Origin of the sequence: Bradyrhizobium sp. 2TAF36 (assembly GCF_052114925.1) — a bacterium.
Classification (GTDB): Bacteria; Pseudomonadota; Alphaproteobacteria; order Rhizobiales; family Xanthobacteraceae; genus Bradyrhizobium; species Bradyrhizobium barranii.
The window spans coordinates 60,051-79,984 of record NZ_JBFRFR010000016.1 but is presented as its reverse complement, the minus strand read 5'-3'; the positions used below and the strand labels follow the sequence as shown (position 1 = coordinate 79,984).

The 19,934-nt window shown below is 65.1% G+C and carries 17 protein-coding genes; 3 read left to right on the top strand and 14 right to left on the bottom strand.

The window, feature by feature from the left end:
• Positions 1-39 precede the first annotated feature (39 nt).
• Both AB4Z51_RS11695 and glsA read left to right on the top strand, forming a co-directional pair.
• The gene (locus AB4Z51_RS11695) at positions 40-2,238 is read left to right on the top strand and encodes a TRAP transporter permease (protein WP_441268273.1); all 2,199 of its coding nucleotides are present in this window, start codon (positions 40-42) and stop codon (positions 2,236-2,238) included.
• A gap of 22 nt (positions 2,239-2,260) precedes the next feature.
• Positions 2,261-4,108, top strand: coding sequence for a glutaminase A (gene glsA, locus AB4Z51_RS11690; protein WP_441497431.1), 1,848 nt, complete (start codon positions 2,261-2,263; stop codon positions 4,106-4,108).
• Between the two features lie 15 nt (positions 4,109-4,123).
• Here glsA and AB4Z51_RS11685 read toward each other — a convergent pair whose 3' ends face one another.
• The 5 genes from AB4Z51_RS11685 to AB4Z51_RS11665 all read right to left on the bottom strand — a co-directional run bounded on the left by AB4Z51_RS11685 (position 4,124) and on the right by AB4Z51_RS11665 (position 10,342).
• The gene (locus AB4Z51_RS11685; protein WP_014495972.1) at positions 4,124-4,426 is read right to left on the bottom strand and encodes a nucleoside triphosphate pyrophosphohydrolase family protein; all 303 of its coding nucleotides are present in this window, start codon (positions 4,424-4,426) and stop codon (positions 4,124-4,126) included.
• A 26-nt stretch (positions 4,427-4,452) separates the two neighbouring features.
• Positions 4,453-4,980, bottom strand: a complete 528-nt coding sequence (locus tag AB4Z51_RS11680; protein ID WP_441268275.1) for a carboxymuconolactone decarboxylase family protein — start codon at positions 4,978-4,980, stop codon at positions 4,453-4,455.
• A gap of 94 nt (positions 4,981-5,074) precedes the next feature.
• Entirely contained in the window at positions 5,075-7,312 is a 2,238-nt protein-coding gene (locus AB4Z51_RS11675) for a N,N-dimethylformamidase beta subunit family domain-containing protein (protein ID WP_441268276.1), read from the bottom strand.
• Positions 7,313-7,325: 13 nt separating this feature from the next.
• Positions 7,326-8,930, bottom strand: coding sequence for an ABC transporter substrate-binding protein (locus AB4Z51_RS11670; protein ID WP_441268277.1), 1,605 nt, complete (start codon positions 8,928-8,930; stop codon positions 7,326-7,328).
• 20 nt (positions 8,931-8,950) lie between these two features.
• Positions 8,951-10,342 (bottom strand): aspartate aminotransferase family protein, encoded by a 1,392-nt coding sequence (locus AB4Z51_RS11665; RefSeq protein WP_441497430.1) that lies wholly within the window; start codon positions 10,340-10,342, stop codon positions 8,951-8,953.
• 139 nt (positions 10,343-10,481) lie between these two features.
• Here AB4Z51_RS11665 and AB4Z51_RS11660 point away from each other — a divergent pair, with 139 nt between their 5' ends.
• Positions 10,482-11,225: a FadR/GntR family transcriptional regulator gene (locus AB4Z51_RS11660; RefSeq protein WP_225005018.1), complete on the top strand. Its 744-nt coding sequence runs from the start codon at positions 10,482-10,484 to the stop codon at positions 11,223-11,225.
• 448 nt (positions 11,226-11,673) lie between these two features.
• Here the strand turns inward: AB4Z51_RS11660 and AB4Z51_RS11655 are convergent, their stop codons facing one another.
• From AB4Z51_RS11655 to denD, 9 genes are all read right to left on the bottom strand, one after another.
• The gene (locus AB4Z51_RS11655) at positions 11,674-12,033 is read right to left on the bottom strand and encodes a Zn-ribbon domain-containing OB-fold protein (protein WP_439034664.1); all 360 of its coding nucleotides are present in this window, start codon (positions 12,031-12,033) and stop codon (positions 11,674-11,676) included.
• Positions 12,030-13,166: a thiolase family protein gene (locus AB4Z51_RS11650; RefSeq protein WP_439034663.1), complete on the bottom strand. Its 1,137-nt coding sequence runs from the start codon at positions 13,164-13,166 to the stop codon at positions 12,030-12,032. The genes AB4Z51_RS11655 and AB4Z51_RS11650 overlap by 4 nt, the downstream gene beginning before the upstream one ends.
• A 37-nt stretch (positions 13,167-13,203) precedes the next feature.
• The gene (locus AB4Z51_RS11645; RefSeq protein WP_439034662.1) at positions 13,204-14,196 is read right to left on the bottom strand and encodes an OmpA family protein; all 993 of its coding nucleotides are present in this window, start codon (positions 14,194-14,196) and stop codon (positions 13,204-13,206) included.
• A 124-nt stretch (positions 14,197-14,320) separates the two neighbouring features.
• The gene (locus AB4Z51_RS11640) at positions 14,321-15,523 is read right to left on the bottom strand and encodes a CaiB/BaiF CoA transferase family protein (protein WP_441268278.1); all 1,203 of its coding nucleotides are present in this window, start codon (positions 15,521-15,523) and stop codon (positions 14,321-14,323) included.
• Positions 15,524-15,642: 119 nt separating this feature from the next.
• Positions 15,643-15,849, bottom strand: coding sequence for a hypothetical protein (locus AB4Z51_RS11635; protein WP_014495977.1), 207 nt, complete (start codon positions 15,847-15,849; stop codon positions 15,643-15,645).
• A 123-nt stretch (positions 15,850-15,972) separates the two neighbouring features.
• The gene (locus tag AB4Z51_RS11630) at positions 15,973-17,142 is read right to left on the bottom strand and encodes an acetyl-CoA acetyltransferase (protein WP_441497429.1); all 1,170 of its coding nucleotides are present in this window, start codon (positions 17,140-17,142) and stop codon (positions 15,973-15,975) included.
• 57 nt (positions 17,143-17,199) lie between these two features.
• The gene (gene eda / locus AB4Z51_RS11625; RefSeq protein ID WP_085401986.1) at positions 17,200-17,850 is read right to left on the bottom strand and encodes a bifunctional 4-hydroxy-2-oxoglutarate aldolase/2-dehydro-3-deoxy-phosphogluconate aldolase; all 651 of its coding nucleotides are present in this window, start codon (positions 17,848-17,850) and stop codon (positions 17,200-17,202) included.
• 13 nt (positions 17,851-17,863) lie between these two features.
• On the bottom strand, positions 17,864-18,850 hold the full coding sequence (locus AB4Z51_RS11620) for a sugar kinase (protein ID WP_167767987.1): 987 nt from the start codon (positions 18,848-18,850) through the stop codon (positions 17,864-17,866).
• 29 nt (positions 18,851-18,879) lie between these two features.
• Positions 18,880-19,866, bottom strand: a complete 987-nt coding sequence (gene denD, locus AB4Z51_RS11615) for a D-erythronate dehydrogenase (protein WP_441268279.1) — start codon at positions 19,864-19,866, stop codon at positions 18,880-18,882.
• Positions 19,867-19,934: the final 68 nt, after the last annotated feature.

Below are 19,934 nucleotides of genomic sequence, written 5' to 3'. Positions count from 1 at the left end.
TCAAGCTGCCTGCCGCAGAACTGTTTGAGGAGAGCGCCGATGTCAGAGACTGCGGCAGCGCCGGCGACGAAGGTTGAGTTCGCAGATCCGCATCTCGGCGCCGCTGCCGACCTGCAGGAAGCCGAGGTCACGCGTGTCCGTACGCTGAAGGGCGCGGGGCGCTGGGTGCTGATGACGGCCACCGCGGCCACCATTCTGTTGTGTGTGAACCAGCAATTCTCGCTGCGGTTCTTCATCGACTACACCCAGCTCAACACCGAATATTTCTACCTGCTGATCGCGTTGATGCTCCCATTCACCTTCCTGATCTTTCCGGGATCGGAGAAGGCACCGCTCGACCGCATCCCCTGGTATGATCTGCTGCTGTTCGCGGCGACCTTCGGTTCGGCGATCTGGCTGATGCTCAACATCCGCAAGGCCGCGCAATTCGGCTGGGAGTTCGATGGCGCGCCTGGCAGCGTCATCGCCGCCGGACTCGTGATGTGGTTCGTGCTGATGGAGGCGCTGCGGCGCACCGGCGGCTGGAGCCTGCTGCTCAGCGTGCTGCCCTTCACGCTCTATCCGCTATTTGCGGATTCCTCCTGGCTCGGTCCGTTCCGCGGCACGCAATCGACGCTGGCGCAGACCACGTCCTATCACATGCTCTCCGGCGAGAGCCTGCTTGGGATTCCGATCCAGGCCTTCGCCGACACCGTGATCGGCTTCCTCGTCTTCGGCACCGCGCTGATGATGACGGGCGCGGGAAAATTCTTCATCAACATCGCCTTCGCGATGTGCGGCACTTTTCGTGGGGGCGCGGCAAAGGTCTGCGTGTTCGCCTCCGGCCTGCTCGGCACCGTCGGCGGCAGCATCGTCTCCAACGTGCTAACCGCCGGCACGATGACGATCCCCGCCATGAAGAAGACCGGCTTCACGCCGTCCTATTCCGGCGCGATCGAGGCCTGCGCCTCGACGGGCGCTGTGCTGGCACCGCCAGTTTTGGGTGCCACTGCCTTCGTCATGGCGCAGTTCATGAACACCGGCTATGCCGACGTCGCGCTCGCCGCCACCATCCCCTCGATCCTCTATTATGTCGGCCTGTTCGCACAGGTCGACGCCTATGCCGCCCGCCACAAGTTGAAGGGCCTGCCGCGCGCCGAGCTGCCGCGCTTCTGGGACGCTTTCAAAGAGGGCTGGTACTATCTGTTCGTGATCGTCGTGCTCGTGGTGATGCTGCTCTACTTCAAGCGCGAGAGCCACGCGCCGTTCTATGCCTCCGTGCTGCTCGTGATCCTGCATCAATGGTCCGGGCCGGCGCGCTGGAAGCACGGCAATACGCTGGTGCTCGCCGGTTCTATCGCGGCAACGGCTGCGATGTTCTGGTTCGGCGTGCTCAATGCCGCGCTGTGGGGCATGTGCCTGCTGGCCGCGCTGAACGAATTCTTCCCCGGCAAGAACTGGGGCGGCGCGCGCTGGCTGCATTTCCTCGAACTCAACGGCAAGACCTTCGTCGAGCTGATCGCGATCCTCGCCGGCTGTGGCCTCTTGATCGGCGCCTTCTCGCTCACCGGCGTGATCTCGAGCCTCGCCAACGACCTGCTCAGCATCGCCGGGGGCGATGCCTTCCTGCTGCTGATCATGTGCGCCATCACCAGCCTGATCCTCGGGCTCGGGCTGACCACGACCTCCTGCTACATCTTCCTGGCCATTCTGGTGGCGCCGGCGCTGGAGAAGCTCGGGCTGAACAAGATGGCCGTGCACATGTTCATCTTCTACTGGGGCATGCTGTCCTCGATCACGCCGCCGGTGGCGATCGCCTCCTTCGCGGCGGCCGGCATCGCCGGCGCGCCCGCGATGAAGACGGGCTGGGAGAGCATGTGGGTCGGCAGCATCATCTATTTCATCCCGTTTTTCTTCGTGCTCAATCCGGCGCTGCTGCTTCAGGGCAGCAACCCGTATCTGGAGGCATTCGGGCTGACCGGACTTGCCTGCTTCGGCATCGTCTTCATTTGCGGCGGCATCCAGGGCTACCAGGCTTTTGTCGGCGACCTTCGCGGCGCGGGCCTGATGGAGTGGCCTTTGCGGGTGCTGCTGGTGATCGGCGGCTTTGTCGTGGCCACCCCGGGCGGCGGGATCATGCCGCTGTCGCAAATGCAGGTCACGCTGCTGGGCCTCGCGATCCTCGTGCCCACGGTTTTGATCGCCCTGCTGCTGGTCCGGCGGCAGGCCGTGGTGCCGGACGGGTTGCGCGTGCCCTGATTGCGTTGCACAAAGACAGGCGATGACAACGCTTTCGCCTCTCGCCTCCGCCTGGACCCGCTCGAAGCCGCCCTTGCTGCGGTTTCTGGGCAATTGTCTCAACGAATTCTCGGCCGAGACCTCCGGCGCCGTCGCCGACTACATCCCCGAGCTGAGCAAGGCCGACCCTGCCCATTTTGGCATCAGCCTCGCGACCCTGGACGGCCATGTCTACGAGGTCGGCTACAGCCGGGTGCCCTTCACCATCCAGTCGATGTCAAAGCCGTTCGTGTTCGCGCTGGCGCTGGACCTCCTGGGCGCCGGCCGCGTCGAGGGCGCGATCGGCGTCGAGCCTTCGGGCGATCCCTTCAACTCGATCCGGCTCAATTCCGACAACCATCCGTTCAACCCGATGGTCAATGCCGGTGCCATCGCCTGCACCGGGCTGATCTATGACAGCAAGGGCCCGGACGCGTTCGAGCAGATCCGGCTTGCGCTCAGCCGTTTTGCGGGGCGCGATCTCGCCGTGGACGAGGCCGTTTACAGCTCGGAGAGCCAGACCGGCGACCGCAACCGCGCCATCGGCTATCTCCTCAAGACCAACGCGGTGATCTCGGACAATGTCGCCGGCGTGCTCGACGTCTATTTCCGGCAATGCGCGGTGCTGGTCACGGCGCGCGACATCGCGGTGATGGCGGCGACGCTCGCCAACCGCGGCGTCAATCCCGTGACGGGCGAGCAGGTGCTGACGCCCTACGCGATCTCGCGCACGCTGTCGGTGATGACGTCGTCGGGGATGTACGACTACGCCGGCGAGTGGATCTACCGGATCGGCATCCCCGCCAAGAGCGGCGTCGGCGGCGGCATCCTCGCGGCCCTTCCCGCCCGGCTCGGGCTCGGCAGCTATTCGCCGAGGCTCGACAAGCATGGCAACAGCGTGCGCGGCATCAAGGTCTGCGAGGCGCTGTCCTCGCATTACGACCTGCACATGCTCAACCGCAGCGACGACGCGCGCAACGCCGTCATCGCCGATTACGACATCGGCAAGAGCCCGTCGCGGCGCGTGCGCCGGCCGCAGGAGCGCGAGATTCTGGCCGGGCGCGAGCAGGAGGTGCGGGTCATCGAGCTGGTCGGCACGCTGTCGCTGTCGGCAGTGGACTATGTCTCGCGCAGGCTGGCCGGACAGGCCCGGCCGCAAATCGTGATCTTCGATCTCCACCGCGTCACCTCCACCACGCGCGCCGGGGCGCGGCTCGTCGCCGAGGCGTTCGAGGAGCTGGCAGCGCTGAACGTGACCGTCGTCCTGTCAGGGGTCAGGCGTGCGTCGAAGGAATGGGACAGCCTGCGGGAATGGACGGCGGAGCTGAAGAACGTCCGCGACTTCTATCTGCTCGACACCGCGATCGAATGGGCGGAAGACCAGATCGTCTACCGTTACGGCGGCTCGATCGATTTCCACGAAACCACCGAGCTTGCCGAACAGCCGCTGCTATCAGGCATGAGCGAGGAAGAGCTGACCGACCTCACCTCGATCTGCACGATCCGGACCTTTCCATCCGGGGCAAAGATCATCACGACAGGCGACCCCGCCGATTCCCTGTTCTTCCTGCGCAGCGGCGCCGTGCATGTCACCCTGCCCGACGGCGTGCGGCTGGCGACGCTGACCGCCGGCATGGCCTTCGGCGAGATGGCGCTGCTGGAGCCGACGCGTTCGGCCGATGTTTACGCGGACATGGCAGCGACCGCATTCGAGGTGCCGCTGAAGGATTTCGAGCGCTTCCGCAAGCAGCACCCGCGCGCTTCCGAGCGCATCATGCGCAATCTGGCGCAGCTGCTCGCCGACCGCCTGATCGTCGCCAATGCCRAGGTCGACATTCTGACGTCGACGTGAGCGCGCTGATCCGGGTCAGCGGCTCGCGGCTTCGCTCAGTCGCCGCTTGATCTTGGCAGCGCTCGCCTTGAGCAATTCGGACGGCTGCTGGCCGGTCGCGGCGCACAGGCAAGCCCAGTAGTAGATGACGTCGCCGAGCTCATCGACGAGGCCCGCCTTGTCGAGCCAGTCATCGCGCAGCAGCTTCTTGATGTGGTCGGCGACCTCGCCGGATTCGCCGGCGAGGCCGAGCCCGAGATAGGACAGCCGCTCGTTGGACGGATGCTCATCGACTTTCGCAATGCTCGCGGCCCAGACCGCGTATTCATCGATCGTCATCGGCAGACCTCGCCACAGTTTTTGGATCAGCCCACCACTTCCGTGACAGGCTGGAGATCGATTTCAAAAGTCTCCAGAAATTTCGAGGTCATGATGTAGAAGCCGACCGAAAGCTGGAGCTCGACCAGCGCGGCCGGTGTCAGCTTCGATGCGATCGTCTTGAATGTCGCATCCGTCGGCTTCTTCAGCTTCACGATCTCGTCGGTGAAGGCGAGTGCGGCGCGCTGCACCTCGTTGAAGCAGGTCGCGGCCTGCCAGTTCTCCAGCGCTTCGTTCTGCTCGTCGGTGACGCCGACATTCTTGCCGATGCGCTTGTGCGCGACGATCTCATACGGCGCCTCGCACAAAATGCCGGTGCGGGTGATCGCGAGCTCGCGCACGATGGGATCGAGCTCGCCCTTGTGGCGGATGGCTCCGCCGAGCCGGCAGTATTGCTCAAAGTAGCTCGGCGAGTGCGCCATCATGCGGAAGATGTTGGCGTTGCGGTTCTTGTCGAGAATTTCGCGGGTGCGGTCGGACGCCTTGATCGGGTCGCTGTAGTTGATGCGGGCCATCAGTCACCTTGGGTCTTGATCTTGTTGTCGTTTGTTCGAGCAGAGGTCCAAGAGTATTCTCGCACCGGCCCAAGAGCAACATCGTCGCGTGAGGTCATCCCCCTTGTGCGGGGGCCTTCGGCACCGGGAATGGCGTCGAATCGGCGAAGCGCCTGACGATGTTGGTCACCAGCAGGGCTGCCACGTTGTTGTAGCCGTCGACCGGCAACGCGCCGATGAAATTCATCGAGCCGACGGAGAACACCGCACCGCCATTCGGCGTCTCGAAAAAGGTCAGGTCGGAGCGGATGATGTCCTCGCGCGATGCCGGCCAGGTATGGTCGTAGCGCTCTTCGTTGACGGGCTGATAGGTCGGATCAGTGAGGACTGCGCGGCCGACGATGATCGCATGATGCGGGGTGCCAAGGCGCGTGTCCGCCCGATCCAGCTCGTGACCCGCCGCGCCGCCGCCCATGAAGCCGCGCTCGCCAAGCTTGGCACCGGGCTTCGCCAGATCCTCGATCCCCTCGCGCATGAAGGCGACGCGGGAATCGAGAATGCCGTCGAGAAAGGTGTAGGGGAAACCCATATACTCCCCTTGCGTGCTGAAGCCGACGCCGACCAGCGCCTGCGGCGGACGGCCGAGCCGACGCCAGAGGCCGCCATAGGACCCGTCGAACGCGTGATAGCTCTCGCCGGGCAGCGTTTCCCAGAGCCGGATGCCGCCCTCGGCGCGGCGCAGCTCGAAAGCCCAGGTGCCTGTCGCATGCGGCACCACTTTCCAGTAGAAGCCGTTGCCGCCGAGATACATGAAGCGGCCGCCATTGCCGAGATAGGCGCCGAGCGCGTCGAGCGTCTCATGGGTGTGATATTCCGGATGCTGCCCGGTCAGAACCACAGAATATTTCGAGAGCAGATCGACGCCTTCGGCATGGACGTCGTGATCGGTGATGACTTCGAAGTCGATACCCTTGCGGGTCAGCAGATCGGTGATGGCGCTGTCGGCGGAGATCCAGTAGAGGCCGGAACCGTAGTCGCTGGGATCGACCAGATGGATCTGGTTCACACGCTTGTCGATCAGCGGCCGGCGCATCGTCGACATCACCACGCCGCTGCCGTCAGAGTGGAAGTTGTAGGGCGAGACGCCGTACTCGGGATGACCGTCCGGCGCCTGCGCCAGCGCGCCCCAGGCCACCGAGCGCTCCGTGATCAGGGCTTGCCTGCCCTTCTTCTGATACTGGCTGTAGACCGTGTAACTGAAGGTCGGCGCGAGAAAAGCCACCTTGGCCTGCGATCCCGGTATCCGGGCGCGGACATAGAAGACGATGTTGTCGCGCGTGCCATCCTTTTCGAGATGCAGTGCGTAGACGCCGCTCTTCCAGTCCTCCGGCACGGTGAAGGTCAGCGACGGCTGCCAGCCGGAATCGCCGATATCGTCGTCGTGGAAATGGATCGCCCCCCAGAGCTTGGGTTCTTCTGTCCAGCGATGCGTCACGCCGCCGGTCCAGCGCGACCCCGTCATCGCGCGCGTCGGCAAATTGATGCAGGTGCCGTGCGCCTTGGCAGCGCCGATATCGGTCGCGGAGTCGGTTGGAATGCCGATGGAAAAATCCCATTCAGCGATGGACGGAGCCGGCGTTCCAGAAGCCTGCACGGCGATGGTGCCGTCAAGGCCGGTGCTGCCATCGGTGATGCGCGGCCGCTCGATCTTGCCGTTGAAATGGTGGACTACGCCCCGGCCTGCGCGCTCCGCTGCAATCGCCGCCGCCCCCGTGCCGGCCAACGCGGCCTTTGGCGCGCTCAGCGATTTCGTCGCGCGCTCGTCGCGATCGAGCCTGATCTTGCGCGGTGCCTGTGCGATCGCCAACGATCCGGTTGCCGGGTCGAACACGCACGCGATGTCGTGCCACGCCCGCTCGGTGAGCCCGACGCCGGTCTCGACCTCGATGGTGCCCCCGCCGGTCACGAGCCGGACGAAAGCGCCCGCCTTGCCGACGCCGAGCGTCATTGAGCCGCCTGCGCCGGCCCAATTCAGCACGGCCTGCTGGCCCGCGGAGAGCAAGGTCGGCCAGACAGTCGCGGCAAAGGCGATCGGGCCCGCCGGCAGCGTCAGCGCCGATACATCGACCCATGAGCCCTTGGCGATGGTCTGCTCGATGCCATCGTGCTGGCCTTCCAGGTCCCACTTGACCGGAATCTCGCGATAGCCTGGTCCCCTGGGATTCGGGTCGCCACAGATGATGCGGGCGATCCGCGCCGAATAGCGGCCGCCGCCCTTGACCGCAATCATGAAGTTGATGTCGTCGCCGGAGCGCACGCTCCAGCGGTCCGCATAACCGGTGATCGGAAGCATCGAAAATCCCTCTTCAGGCGCCGCGCACGTTCCAGAACAACGGCAGGCCCTTGAGCATGCCCGTCAGGCTCTTCTTGTAAGCCGTCGGCTGATAGAAGACACCAAGCGGAACATAGGGAACATCGATGAAGCACTGCTTCTGCATCTCGACGCCAATCTTCGTCTGCGTGGCGGCATCGGGCGCGGCGAACCAGGCATCCCGGAGCTGCTCCAGCTTCTCGCTCTTTGCCCAGCCGAAGGTCGCCTTGTCACCGCTGCCGCGGATGAAGTTATGCGCCGAGGGGTTCAGCTGCGTGACGCCCGCAGAATAAGTGCAGAAGGCGCTATATCCGCCCTTGTCCGGTGTGTCGCGGTTGCCCATGCGCCGCAGCATCGAGCCCCAGTCCATCGCCGCGTAGTCGACATTGAGACCGAGCTTGCGGAACAGATCGGCTGCGACTTCGCTCATCTGCCCGATGACAGGGAAATCGCCCGGCGCCATCAGCAGCACTTTCTCGCCTTTGTAGCCGGCGTCCTTGATGGCTTTGGCCGCGACGGCGATATCCCGGGGGCCGTTCAGCGCGTCCATGCCGGCATCGTTCGCCATGATGCCGCCGGGCGCGAAGAAGCCGACCTTGTCGCGCCAGAGACTTGTGTCGTCGCCCGCAACCGCGGACATGAATTCCTTCTGGCTGATGGCGGAGAGCACCGCGCGGCGGATGGCCGGGTTGTCGAACGGCGGCTGCGTATGGTTGAAGCGCAGCACGCCGACATTACCGATGGGGTCGAGCAGTTCGACGGTCAGCGCCTTGTTGCCCTTCAGCTTCGGCAACAGGTCGACGATGGGCTGATCCCACCAGTCGATCTCGCCCTGCTGAAGCGCAGCCGCGGCCGTCGCGGGGTCCGGGATGACCTGCCACTCGACCCGGTCGAAATGCGCGATCTTCGGACCGGCGAGCAGGCTCGGCGTCCCCTCGGGGCGCGGCACGTAGCCATCGAAACGCGTATACACCAGGCGCGCGCCGGGCACGTGCTGATCGGCCTGGAATTTGAACGGACCGGAACCGATCAGCTCCTTGACCGGCGTGACGCTATCGGTCTGCGCAAGACGTTCCGGCATGATGAAGGCGATGATGGCACCGACCTTGCCGAGCGCTTCCGGCAACAGCGGAAACGGTGACTTCAGACGCCAGCGCACGGTCTTGTCATCAGGCGCCGAGAGTTCGTCCACCAAATTGAAGAGCGAATTGCCGAAGGCATCGCGCGCGGCCCAACGTTTCAGGCTCGCCGCCACATCCCGCCCGCGTACGGGCTCTCCGTCATGGAATTTCAAGCCGTCCCGCAACGTCATCGTCCAGAGCTTGCCGTCGTTCTCGACGGTATGGCCGGCGACCATCTGCGGCTGAACCTGGAATTTCTCATCCACGCCGTAGAGCGTGTCCCAGATCAGGAAGCCGTGGTTGCGGTTGACGAGGCCGGTCGTGATCATCGGATCGAGGATGGCCGCATCGGCCTGCGGCACGAAGCGCAGCACGCGCGAACCTTGCGCGCGGGCCAGCCGCGGCATCGCAAGACTCGAGCCCAGGGCGACGCCGAGACCGGCGCCCAGTGTGGATCGGAGCAGGTCTCGACGGCGCATGCTATGGTCTCCTCAAGGGGTTACGCAGATGGACGTGTCTCGGCAAGCTTGGCCTCGGCGCTGAGCAAGGTCCGCGCGAACAGGTCGAGCGCCTCGTCAACTCCGGCTTCGTCGATGATCAGCGGCGGACAGAACCCGATCGTGTCGCCCATCGCGCGGATGATCAGGCCATTCTCGATTGCGAGCGCATCGAACATCGCGCCGACCTTCAGCGCGGGATCGAAGGCCTGCCGCGTCGCGGGGTCCGCGACCAGCTCGACCCCGATCATGAGTCCCTCGCCCCTCACCTGGCCGACGATGCGCGAATCCCGCGCGATCTGCTCCAGTCCGGCGCGGAGCCTCGAGCCCATGCGGCGGACGTGCGGCACCACATCCATCTCGTGATAGATCTTCAGCGTTTCGAGCGCGATCGCCGCGCCAACGGGGTGCCCGGAATTGGTGAAACCGTGGCCGAACAGCTCGCCGCCCTTGTTCATCTCGCTGAGCGCGTCCCGGATCGGACGGCCCAGCAACACGGCCGACATCGGGAAATAGGACGAGGTGATGCCCTTGGCGAGCGCCACCATGTCCGGCTTCATGCCGACCGTCTGGCAGCCGAACCAGTTGCCGGTGCGGCCGAAGCCGCAGACCACCTCGTCACCAAGCACCAGGATGTCGTGACGGYGCAGCACCGCCTCGATCTCAGCGAAATATCCCTTCGGCGGCACGACGATGCCGCCGCCGGCGTTGATCGGCTCGGCGATGAAGGCTGCGATCGTATCGGGTCCCTCGGCCATGATCATTGCTTCGAGATCGGCTGCGAGCCGGCCGACAAACGCCGCCTCGCTCTCACCGGGCCTCGTGCCGCGATAGGCATCCGGGCAATGCGTGTGCAGGAAGCCTTCGAGCGGAAGACCGAATTCGCGGTGCATGCGGGGCAGACCGCACATCGAAGCTGCAACGATCGTCGAGCCATGGAACCCGCGATCGCGGGCGATGATCTTGCGCTTTCCGGGCTTGCCGTGAACCGCGTGATACACCCAGGCGAGCTTCACCATCGTCTCGGTGGCTTCCGAGCCTGACGTTGCGAAATATGCTTGAGCATCCGGGATCGGCGAGATCTCGACCAGCTTCTCGGCGAGGTCGATCGTGTTGTCCGGCGTCTTGTGATTGAAGCTGTGATAGAAGCCGAATTTGTCGTAGGCCGCCGCTGCTGCCGCTTTCAGGCGCGTCTCGGAAAAGCCGAGCGAGGTACACCAGAGCCCGGCCATCGCTTCCAGATAACGCTTGCCGTTCGCGTCAAAGACATGGACGCCCTCGCCGCGCGCCATGATCAGCGGTCCGATTTCTGCATGTCGCTGGGGGTTGGTCTGCGAGTGCAGATGGAACGCGATGTCACGCGCCTCGGCTGAATTCGGCTTGCTGTCGAACACGCGCGCAGCCTCCATCGTCCCACCGACAGAGTATTCCCAACCCCGGTCGCGCGAAACTGGTCAGTCCAAATTGGTCTGACCAGCTTGGCTTTCGAGCGGCAGCTTGTCAAACTCAAAAAAAGGACTGATGAGCACGAAGATGTTGCACGATCCCCCGTCCAAGCCTGAACGCAGCTTCGAGATCGTTGCCCGGCGCATTGCTGCGATGATCCAGGCGAGTTACCGGATCGGCCAGCGCCTGCCGGCAGAGCGCGATCTCGCGAAGACGTTTGGCGTGTCGAGGCCGACGGTGCGCGAGGCCATCCTGTCGCTGGCGATGGCCGGCATGCTGAAGGTGCGCAGTAACAGCGGCGTCTATGTGATCAGTCGTCAGGAGGCACCTGACGTGCACGTGCTCGAAGGTTTTGGGCCATTCGAGAACCTGGAGGCGCGCCAGCTGATCGAACCGCAGATCGCGGCGATCGCGGCGCAGCGCGGCTCCGAGGCCGCCTTCGCGCAGCTCGCCGAAGCGCTCGCGATGATGCGCTGGGAACATGCGCAGGGACGCGAGGCCGACACGTCGGACCACCGCTTCCACATGGTGCTGGCCGAGGCGACCGGGAACGGCGCGCTGGTGTCGATCAGCGACTCGCTGTGGCGCGCACAGACCGAGTCCGGTATCTGGCAGGAGATTCACAACCACATGCAGATGGAGGACTACCGGCCCATGTGGCGCAGGGATCACGAGGCCATCTTCGAAGCCGTTCAAGCGAGGAACCCGCGCAAGGCGAGCCACGCCATGACGCGTCACCTCACCAACATCAGGGATGCGCTGATGGAGGCTTCGAAGGCCAAATCGATGGCCACAAAGAAACCCGCGAATTCTCGCGGGAAAATCCGATGATTCGTCGCGATTGAAGAAAGTTGCCGCAAACCCTGTGCTTCGCTACCGCAACAGCAACATCATCGAGTCAAAATGCCGCCGCATTGCTGATCGACCTTGGCACAGTCGATATTCACCGTGTGGGGACAAATCACGGTGAATACTCGCAAGGGGTGTTCCGAGTAAAAACAATTGACCGTCGGGTGCGCAGTGCGCGCAACGATGAGTCACGCCCAAGTCTAGGGAGAATAGGCATGAAGGAAGCCACCAAGGGGGCGGCCTCGGGAGCGCTCGCGCACATGCTGGCGGTGACGGCGATGCTCGTCATCGCCAGCATCTTGTTCTACGGGCGTTAGCAAAAGAGTTGCGTAGAGTGTTTTCGTCATTCCGGGGTGGCTCTCGCACAAGCCAGGCCCAGAATCCCGTTCCAGGCTCGGTCCCTCGGACCGCCCCCGAATGACGAATCCTACTATTCCCTTTTGCTGAAAAACGGCACGAGCTTGCCGGCGAACGTCGGGAAGCTCGCGGTGACCTCATCGCCGATAGCTAGATTCGTCTCGCCGTGCGCCATCATGCGAAATCCCTCGGCGCAATCGACCAGCAGGATGTTGTAGGGCACGTGCGCACGAGTCTCGGGCGTGGCGGCGCGGCAGACCAGCGAGGTCGCGTAGACCCTGCCCTTGCCGCTGGCGCGCGCATCGCGCGGATCGGGCGCGCCGCAGGCCGCGCAGAAGGCGCGATGGAAATACTGCACATGGCCGCATGCGCCGCAGGTCTGAAAGGTGATGGCCTGCTCACCCTTGGTCCAGTCCGCGATTCGTTCGCTCATCGCACGCGCTCCAGAAACATACTCACGTGGGACGACAGCACGCCGCCGTCGCCGTGCAGCAGCGCGATCGAGGCATCGCGCACCTGGCGGTGAGCCGCCCGCCCCGTCATCTGCAAATGCGCCTCGACCAGATGCGCCATGGCGCCGCCGACGCCGCAATGGCCATAGCTGAGCAGGCCGCCATGGGTGTTGAGCGGCATCGCGCCGTCGCGGCTGAAATGACCTGATCGCACGCGCGCAGCCGCCTCGCCGCGGCCGGCAAGGCCGAGGTCTTCCAGCAGCATGGCGAGCGTGATCGTAAAGCTGTCGTAGATCGCGGCGTAGCGCACGTCGGAGATCGCAAGGCCTGTGGCCTCCTTGGCGCGGGCGATGGAGATTTCAGCACCGAGCTCGCTGAGCGCGGGCGCGGCCGTCACGTGCTGATGGGTATGCGCCTGGGCGCAGCCGCGGATGCGCACACCCGCCTCGCCGGTCCGCTCACCGCTGATGACGAAGGCCGCGCCGCCGTCTGACACCGGGCAGCAGTCCAGCAGCTTGAGCGGCATCGCCACCGGCTTGGACGCCATGACATCGGCGACCGTGATGGGATCGTGGAATTGTGCGCCGGGATGGGTGCAGGCATGCGCGCGCATCAGCACGGCGAATTCGGCGAGGTCCTCTTCCGTCACGCCGTATTCGTGCATGTAGCGGGTGGCGACCAGGCCGTAATAGGCGGGAATGGTCGGGCCGAGCGGCACCTCGTAGTCGGGATGACCGACCTGCGCCAGCGCCTGGATCGAAGCGTCGCGGCTCTGCCCGGTGAGCCGGTTCTCACCGGCGACGACGAGGACGTTGCGCGCGACACCCGCCTCCACGAGGTGATGGGCCAGCATCGTCATCGCGAGACCAGTGGCGCCGCCGACCTGCACGGCATGCGCGTAGGACGGGCGGATGCCAAAATGCTCGGCGAAGACGGTCGCCAGCATGATGTGCGGCGAGACGGTGGAGTAGCCGCAGAGGATGCCGTCGATCTCGGCACGCTTGAGGCCGGCGTCGTCGAGCGCGGCTTGCGCGGCCCGGCTCATCAGGTCGAGCGAGGATGAGCCCTCGTGCTTGCCGTAAGGTGTGAGGCCGACGCCGGTGATGAAGCTCATGGTGACGTTCGTGCTCCTGCGATCTGGTAGCGGCGCGCTACTGCAACACCATCTCTACCCGGCGGTTCCGCGCACGGCCCACGTCGGTTGCGTTGTTACCGAGCGGCGCATAGCTGGCGACGCCGGCCGCCGACAGCCGCTTCGGATCGACCTTGTACGTCGTCGCCAGGGCATCCACGACCGTTTGCGCCCGTGCTTTCGACAGGGCCAGGTTGGCGTCCAGCGCGCCCTGGTTGTCGGTGTGCCCGACAATATGGACCTTGAGAGATCCATCGGACTGGAGCAACTGTGCCATCTGGTCGAGTTGAGCTTTCGACTCCGGCTTGATGACGGATTTTCCCGTATCGAAGTACAGGCCGTACAGCGCCACCTTGCCCTCGGCCTGCAAGCCCTTCGTCAGGGCCTTCACGTCCACCACCACCTTGTCGGACTCCATCGCCTTGGCCTCGACGATCTCCACGATGGTGGCCACGTACTTGCCGGACAGTGCGACCGTTCCTGGCTTCCCCGTGACAATCGCGACATGCAGCATTGCACCGGATGCGTTCACGGTCCCGTACCAGTAGCGCTCGGTCCCGGGTTCCTGCCATTGCTGGAGCAAGGTGATGGGGGTCCACCCTTCAAGCTGGGCCTTTGGCAGCGACGGGTTAGCCGGCAGCCTGCGAAGCTGGCCGAAGTCCCGTGCCCCGCAGTCCTCGGCGCAGCTATCCTGCCTGGCCGCGCCAGCGCGCTCCAACGCCTGCTCGTAGTTGCGCTGAACCTCCAGCGCCGATTTGCCGGCCGGGGCAAGGTAGAACAAGCGAGTGACACGGCCCTCGACTTTCACGACCTCACCATTCTGGCTCCCCCGCGGCATCCCGACCTGGTCGAAGCCTTGGACGTCCTGCGCCACCAGCCAGGAGCCGGCATAGCGACTGATCAGCGCGTGGTCGCGGGCATCGGGCGCATCGGCCGGCATCGCAGCACGAGCGACGGCAGGCGCGAGCACGATGCTGCACGCGATCATGAGCAGACGGGTGAAGACGATCATGAGAAGGTCCGTTTACGAGTTTGGGGAGCGACGGGAGCTTGATGCAGGCCCAGGGATCTTGTCCAACAATGGATACATTTTCACGACTGCGCCGCCGCAGAGCACGAATCGACATAGCCAATCCCTACTGGCCGGCAATAGCCCCGGTGACACCGTCGCGCACCATGGCGGCGATTTCGTCCGGGGAGTAGCCGACCTCGCGCAGAATCTCCGCGCCGTGCTCGTTGAGCCGCGGCGCGAGCCGCACCGGCTCCGCCTCCGTCTCTGACCAGGTCGCCGTCACCTTCATGCTGCGGATCGGGCCTTCGGTCGGATGGTTCACGACCGGGAAGAAGCCGGTGGCTTCCAGATGCTCGTCGTGCAGGATCGACGCGAGGTCGTGCATCGGCATCACGGGCACATCGGCCTTGGTCAGCAGGTCGATCCACTCGGCCGTGGTGCGGGTCTCGAAGATGCGCGCGAGCTCGGCATAGACGACGTCGATATTGGCGGCACGGCCGGCGAAGGTCGCGAATTTGGGGTCGGCGCACAGATCGTCGCGGCTCGTTGCCTTGAAGAAGTTCTCCCACTGCTTGTCGTTGTAGACGATGACGCTGAGATAGCCGTCCGAGGTCTTGTAGGGCCGGCGGTCGCGCGAGAGGTGGCGGGCATAGCCGCCCTTGTCGAGCGGCGGCTCGTAGGTGAGCCCGCCCATGTGGTCGCCCATGACGAAGCCGGCCATGGTCTCGAACATCGGGATGTCGACGCGCTGGCCGCGGCCGGTGCGATCCCGATGCACGAGGCTGGCGCAGATCGCGCCGACCGCAGTGAGACCGACGATGCGGTCGACCAGCGCGTTGGGCACATAGCGCGGCACGCCATCACCCGTCTGCGCCATCAAGGCGGGGAGCGCGGTCGCGCCCTGGATCAAATCGTCATAGGCGGGTTTTGCCGCGTAGGGCCCGTCCTGGCCGAAGCCGAACACGCCGGCGTAGACGAGACGCGGGTTGATTGCGGAGACGACGTCGTAGCCGAGCTGAAGCCGCGCCATCGCCTGCGGGCGGACATTGTAGACGAGAACGTCGGCGTCCTTCAGCAGCCGCAGTACGGCCTCTCGGCCGGCGGGCTTCTTCAGATCGAGACAGATCGAGCGCTTGCTGCGGTTGGTGTTGAGGAACACCGGGCCCATGCCGGCATGGCGCATCGGACCGATCAGGCGGGTGACGTCGCCGTCGAGCGATTCCACCTTGATCACGTCGGCACCGTAATCGCCGAGCATCTGGGTCGCATAGGGACCCATCAGCACGGTGGTCATATCCACGACCTTGATGCCCTTCAGCGGCCCCATCCGTTCGCTCCCGATTGCGCGGGCTCAACCTGGCCCTGCGATTTCGGTCCAGCTAAGGGCAGCGACGCCGCACGCGCAAGGGCGGCCGGGGTATGGCCGCATGCGCGGTGCCGCGGCCGCTATTTCTTCTGGCGGGATTCGCGGATCTTGATGAGGCGGTCGAGCTCATCGTTCTGCTGGTTGATCCGGTCGGCGATGCGCGACTCGTTCTGCTCGCCGGAGGCGGCAGCGGCCTGCTCGATGAGCTGCCGGATATTGTCCTCGAGGATCGCGATGCGATCGTTGAGTGCGTCTATCGACAGCGAGTCTTCGTAATCATTGCCCATGATGCATTCCCTGCCAATCAATGAAGAGCCGCAGGATGGGCAAAGCGTAGCGTGCCCACCATGATCTAGCGCAACAAAAAGGTGGGCACGGCGCAAACGCGCCTTTGCCCACCCTACGAGAACTTACTTCAGCGGCTCCAGCACGGAAACGTAATTCGCGACCGCTGCGCCGCCCATGTTGAAGATGCCGCCAAGCTTGGCGTTCTTGAGCTGCATGCCCTCGGGCGCCTGGCCAGCGAGCTGCATCGCGGTCATCACGTGCATGGAGACGCCGGTGGCGCCGATCGGATGGCCCTTGGCCTTCAACCCGCCGGACGGATTGACCGGCAGCKTGCCGTCCTTGAGCGTCCAGCCTTCCTTGATGGCGCGGGCGCCCTGTCCCTTCGGCGTCAGGCCCATCGCTTCGTACTCGATCAGCTCGGCGACCGTGAAGCAGTCATGGGTCTCGACGAAGGAGAGATCGGTGAGCGCAACGCCCGCCTTCTCCAGCGCGCGCTGCCAAGCGACCGTGCAGCCCTCGAACTGGAGGATGTCGCGCTTGGACATCGGCAAAAAGTCCTGGGCGTGCGCGGTGGCGCGGAAGCCGATCGACTTGCTCATGCCCTTGGCGGTCTCGGCGTCGGCCAGCACCAGCGCCGCGGCGCCGTCGGAGACCAGCGAGCAGTCGGTACGCTTCAGTGGACCCGCGACGTAGGGGTTCTTCTCGCTCTCGGCGCGGCAGAACTCGAAGCCAAAGTCCTTGCGCATCTGGGCGAAGGGGTTGGCGACGCCGTTCTTGTGGTTCTTGGCCGCGATCAGCGCCAGCGCATCGGACTGGTCGCCGTATTTCTGGAAATAGGAGCTGGCGATCTTGCCGAACACGCCGGCGAAGCCGCCGACGGTGTCGCCGTCTTCCGGCAGATAGGATGCCTTGAGCAGGTTCTTGCCGATCTCGGGCCCCGGGGTGCGGGTCATCTGCTCGACGCCGACGACGAGCACGATCCTGGCCGCGCCTGCGTCGATCGCACGCAGGCCCTGATGGACCGCGGCGGAGCCGGTGGCGCAGGCGTTCTCGACGCGGGTCGTCGGCTTGAAGCGCAGCTTCGGGTCGGCCTGGAGCACCAGCGAGGCGGTAAAATCCTGCGGCGAGAAACCGGCGTTGAAATGGCCGAGCACGATCTCGTCGACGTCGGACGCGGAAATGCCGGCATCGGCCATCGCCTCGTTGGCCACGCGGGTGACGAGGCTTTCGACGGTCTCGGTGTCGAACTTGCCGAACGGCGTATGCGCCCATCCGACGATGCTGGCGGTCATGGTCATCTCCCTGGGGTCTCTTACTGACCTAAGTCTTAGCCCACCAACCGCAAGACTTCACGTGGCTTTCAGGGCCTTGAGGGTGCGCTGGCAGATGGCAGTTATGCCGGCCCAGTTCCCGGCCTTGATCTCCGCAGTCGGGCATAGCCAGGAACCGCCGACCGCGACCACGTTGGGCTCGGCGAGCCAGGTCGCCGCATTGGCCTCGCCCACACCGCCGGTCGGGCAGAACCGCACATTCGGGAACGGCCCGCCCAGCGCGCGCAGGCCCTTGATGCCGCCGGCCTGCTCGGCCGGGAAGAATTTTGCGACGTCCAAGCCGTAGGACAGCGCCAGCATCAGTTCGGACGCCGTGGCAATGCCCGGGGCAAACGGCAAGGAGCTGTCGGCGGCGACCTTCAGGAGATCGGGGGTCAGGCCCGGGCTGATGCCGAACGCGACGCCGAGCTTCTCGACGCGGACGAAATCGGCCGGATTGAGGATCGTGCCGATGCCGACGACCGCCTCGGGCACCTCGGCCATCATCGCCCTCGCCGCCTCGATCGCAACGGGGGTGCGCATGGTCACCTCCAGCGTGCGGACGCCGCCGGCAACCAGCGCTTTCGCCAGCGGCACGGCATCCTGGATACGCTCGATGGTGAGGACAGGAATGACGGTCGCGGCCTTGAACAGCGCGACGAGATGGTTCTGTTGGGCAGTCGTGGTCATCTTGGCTTTCGTTTCACTTGGTCGCCTGACGCGTGGTCGCCGGCCGGTGCCGCTTCTTCGGCGGCATGGCATAGCCCGGAATAATGGCGCCGGCATAGCAGATCACGAGGCTGGCGAGGCGGTGCCCGGCCTGGGCCGCCTCGACCGGATCGGAGCCGCCGAGCCGGGCCGCGATATAGGCCGCGGCAAAGCTGTCGCCCGCCGCTGTGGTGTCAACGACCGGCTTGGTCATCGGTTCGGCGCGGACCTCGCTGGTGCCGCCGGGAAAGCGCAGCAGGCTGACGGGCTCGGCGAGACGGAACACCAGCTCGGGGCTCGGGATGCGTGCCATCAACTGCTCGTGGCTTTCGCCGGGATAGAGCGCGAGCAGATCCTCGGTCGAGGTCAGCACGATGTCGGCGGTCGCAAACGCCGTGGCAAAGACCTCGCGGGCGACGTCGCGGTCCGGCCATCCCCGCGCGCGGAAATTGGTGTCGAACACGAAGCGGGTGCCGAGCAGGCGCGCCCGCTTGATCGCCGCGAACAGGCGCTCGCGCCCGGCCGCATCGTAGATCGAGAGCGTGATCGCGGAGAGATAGACGATGTCGTAGCTCATCAGCGAGTTGAGCAGCTCGTCCGTCTCGGGCAGGCTCATCAACTGGCGCGCCGCCGCACTGTCGCGCCAGTGGAAGAACTGCCGCTCGCCCTTCGCATCCGTCTGGATCATGTAGAGGCCGGGCAGCTTGCCCGGCAGCCGGGAGACGCGGCGGGTCCCGACGCCCTCCGCATTCCAGGCCGCGATCATCTCGTCGCTCAGGGCATCGTCGCCGAGCGCGGTGAGATAGTCGACCTTGACCTCGAGCCGCGCCAGATACACCGCCGTATTGAGGGTGTCGCCACCGAAGCCGCGCGAATACAGGCCGCCGCCCTGGCCATGCCCACTGGACTGTCCAGCGGACTGTCCACCCTGGGCCTGCCGGAGCTCGACCATGCATTCACCGATGCAAGCAACGCTCGCCATCGTCATATCCACGCTGTTCATCGGTTCGATCAGGCGACGAAGTTGCCGCCGAGCTCGTCTTCGATGTGAATGCGGATGATGTCGTCAAAAGTCTTTTCTTCGGTGGTGAAGCCGAGCTCGCGCGCCCGCTTCGCCTCGAAATTGCGCGGCCAGCCGCCGACGATACCGACGATGAACGGATCCAGCTCGTGCTTGATGCGTGCGGCGACCTTGTCGCCGGCCACCCGCGTGAGCGCAGCGATCTGTTCGCCGACCGTCGCCGAAAAGCCGGGCATGGTCAGATTGCGGCGCGGACCGACCTTGGCGAGGTCCATGGTGCCGGCATGGAGCAGGAAGCCGACGGCGGAACGCGGCGTGGCGTGCCAGTGGCGGACGTCCTCGGAGACCGGGAGGATCGCTTCCTTGCCGGCCAGCGGCTCGCGCAGGATGTTGGAGAAGAAGCCCGATGCCGCCTTGTTGGGCAGGCCGGGCCGGATGCAGATGGTCGGCAGACGGATGCCGATGCCGTCGAGGAAGCCGCGGCGCGAATAGTCGGCGAGCAGCAATTCACCGATCGCCTTCTGGGTGCCGTAGCTGAGCAGCGGGGTGTGGAAGAACTCGTCGCCGATCGCATCCGGGAACGGCGCGCCGAACACCGCGATTGACGAGGTGAAGACCACGCGCGGCTTGTAGCCGCCGCCGACGAGCCTGACGGCATCGAGCAGCATCCGCGTGCCGTCGAGATTGATGCGGTAGCCCTTGTCGAAATCGAGCTCGGCTTCGCCCGAAACGATCGCGGCGAGATGGAAGATCACGTCGGGGCGGCCGGCGATCAGCTTTTCGGCTGCGCCCGGCACGGCGAAATCGCCTGACACGGTCTCGACGGGGAAACCGGCCTTTTCCGGCTTTTTGGGCTCGACCACGTCGTGCATGGTCAGCTTGGTGATGTCGCTCTTGCCGAGCCGGCCGTCGCGCAACAGCCGTTCACACAATTTACGGCCGACCATGCCGGCGGCGCCCAGAACCAGAATGTGCAAGAGCCTACTCCTTCTTATTGGCCGGAGCGCGCCGCTCCTGACACGTTCTCCTGGCACGCTCTCAAGGC

Excerpts from the sequence above, each read along its gene's own strand:
- AB4Z51_RS11675 (WP_441268276.1), bottom strand. The coding sequence starts at position 7,312 with ATGCTTCCGATCACCGGTTATGCGGACCGCTGGAGCGTGCGCTCCGGC.
- AB4Z51_RS11685 (WP_014495972.1), bottom strand. The coding sequence starts at position 4,426 with ATGACGATCGATGAATACGCGGTCTGGGCCGCGAGCATTGCGAAAGTC.
- AB4Z51_RS11680 (WP_441268275.1), bottom strand. The coding sequence starts at position 4,980 with ATGGCCCGCATCAACTACAGCGACCCGATCAAGGCGTCCGACCGCACC.
- AB4Z51_RS11660 (WP_225005018.1), top strand. The coding sequence starts at position 10,482 with ATGTTGCACGATCCCCCGTCCAAGCCTGAACGCAGCTTCGAGATCGTT.
- AB4Z51_RS11635 (WP_014495977.1), bottom strand. The coding sequence starts at position 15,849 with ATGGGCAATGATTACGAAGACTCGCTGTCGATAGACGCACTCAACGAT.
- eda (WP_085401986.1), bottom strand. The coding sequence starts at position 17,850 with ATGACCACGACTGCCCAACAGAACCATCTCGTCGCGCTGTTCAAGGCC.
- AB4Z51_RS11670 (WP_441268277.1), bottom strand. The coding sequence starts at position 8,930 with ATGCGCCGTCGAGACCTGCTCCGATCCACACTGGGCGCCGGTCTCGGC.
- AB4Z51_RS11650 (WP_439034663.1), bottom strand. The coding sequence starts at position 13,166 with ATGAGCTTCATCACCGGCGTCGGCCTCACACCTTACGGCAAGCACGAG.
- AB4Z51_RS11655 (WP_439034664.1), bottom strand. The coding sequence starts at position 12,033 with ATGAGCGAACGAATCGCGGACTGGACCAAGGGTGAGCAGGCCATCACC.
- AB4Z51_RS11645 (WP_439034662.1), bottom strand. The coding sequence starts at position 14,196 with ATGATCGTCTTCACCCGTCTGCTCATGATCGCGTGCAGCATCGTGCTC.
- AB4Z51_RS11620 (WP_167767987.1), bottom strand. The coding sequence starts at position 18,850 with ATGGCGAGCGTTGCTTGCATCGGTGAATGCATGGTCGAGCTCCGGCAG.
- AB4Z51_RS11695 (WP_441268273.1), top strand. The coding sequence starts at position 40 with ATGTCAGAGACTGCGGCAGCGCCGGCGACGAAGGTTGAGTTCGCAGAT.
- AB4Z51_RS11640 (WP_441268278.1), bottom strand. The coding sequence starts at position 15,523 with ATGGGGCCGCTGAAGGGCATCAAGGTCGTGGATATGACCACCGTGCTG.